We start from the raw sequence: 1,579 nt of genomic DNA, 5'->3' as shown, positions 1-1,579 counted from the left end.
CCACCTCGTCGCCCGCCAGACCTACAAGGAACGCCGCTCTGCCGCACTGGCGGAGTGGCAGGTCCTCGCAAGCTAGGCCGATGCGTACAAAGCGCGACGTGCATCGTGTGGAGACGGGTTCGCGTTAGACTGACAGCACCGGCGCGGACGTTGGATCGATCTGTCCTTAGGATCCGTTCGTGCGGCGCTTGTCGAAGCCCGCTCCCCACCGTTGGGCATTCGGCTGCGGCACAGGCCCTTCGACACGCTCCAGGCGAACGGCGCAAGATAGCGCCATCAAGTTCTAGTCGCGGCGGCCCGCCTGAATCAGGATCGCGTCGGAGGGTAGAACATGGTCCAGAAAGGGCAGCATCGCGGCGCCGATGACCGCGCCGTCCTGTGCGGCCAGCGCCGCGAGAATGGGCGCGCGCGACGGTAGCGCAAAGGCGTCGAGCGCGGTCTCGAGTGCCGCCGCCAGCCGCGCGATCAGCGGCAGCGGCAGCCGCCCGCCGATCAGGATCGCGGCAGGATTGATGAGGCAGTTCACCGCGACGAGCGGCGAGGCGAGGCTTTGCGCCGCATCATGCACCCAGGCATCGACGATCGCGCGGCACGACGGATCGTCCGAGACGAGGTTGGCGAGATCGTCCGCCTTGCCCGCGGCCTCGAACCGCGCACGAAGCGCCGACAGCGACACCGTATCCTGAACCACGGCATTCGGCCGCGCGGAGGAGGGATCAGGCATCAGCCCGATCTCGCCGCTGCGCAGCGCGGCACCGCGGGCATAATTACCCTCGATCACCGGGCCTCCGCCCAGTCCGGCGCTGATGAGCAGATAGAAGAAGTTTTGCGCGTCCTGGCCGGGGCGCTGCTGGGCCTCGCCCAACGCGGCGGCGGCGGCATCGTTGTCGACATGGATCGGCCAAGGCAGCGCCTCGTGCACTGCCGCGGCCACGTCGATGTTGTTCCATGCGTCATAGGCAGCGGGCCGGTGCGGGATGGGGATGCGCCCGAGATCGTCCGGCATCGCGACGCCGACACCCAGCACCTTGTCGCGCGACACGCCCTCGACCGTCAGCAGCTTGGTGATCCGCTTGCGTGCGAACGCCACCACATCCTCGGGCAAGGCGAACGCGATCTCCTGCCCCACCAGGCGCCGCACCCTGCCCGCGAGATCGACCAGCGCGAGGCTGATATGGTCGCGATCGATGTTGAGCCCGATCGCGAAAGCGCCGTCTGGGTCGATCGAGAGGCGGAGTGCCGGCTGTCCACGCGCGCCTTGCCGCCGCCCGACCAGCTTGATGAGGCCGAGTTCGGTCAAGCGCTTGGTGATGTTGGCGATCGTCGGCGCGGTCAGGCCGGTGAGCGTGGCGAGTTCGACGCGCGACGTCTCGCCCACCAGGCGAATGGCCTGCAGCACCGTGCGCTGGTTATAGTCGCCCGCGCGGACCAGGTTCGTCCCCGACATCGAAGCCGACAGCCGGGCGGAGCGCGCGTTCGCCGAATGGACCACGCGATCCCGGTGCGAATGTCCCCGGTCCCTCTGCGCCGTCATCCGGTTCGTCACCCATTTTCCATGTGCCCGAGACGGTGATTAGAG

At 68.1% G+C, this 1,579-nt stretch carries 1 protein-coding gene; it reads right to left on the bottom strand.

Going from position 1 to position 1,579, the window contains the following annotated elements; all coding sequences use genetic code 11:
• Window positions 1-283 precede the first annotated feature (283 nt).
• Window positions 284-1,546: an ROK family transcriptional regulator gene (locus L8H00_RS18610; RefSeq protein WP_242098838.1), complete on the bottom strand. Its 1,263-nt coding sequence runs from the start codon at window positions 1,544-1,546 to the stop codon at window positions 284-286.
• Window positions 1,547-1,579: the final 33 nt, after the last annotated feature.

The sequence above is a fragment of the Sphingomonas sp. CROZ-RG-20F-R02-07 genome, from assembly GCF_022662335.1.
In the GTDB taxonomy this organism is placed as follows: Bacteria; Pseudomonadota; Alphaproteobacteria; order Sphingomonadales; family Sphingomonadaceae; genus Sphingomonas.
The sequence above is the reverse complement of the archived record's forward strand: the minus strand, read 5'-3'. Positions and strand labels throughout refer to the sequence as shown.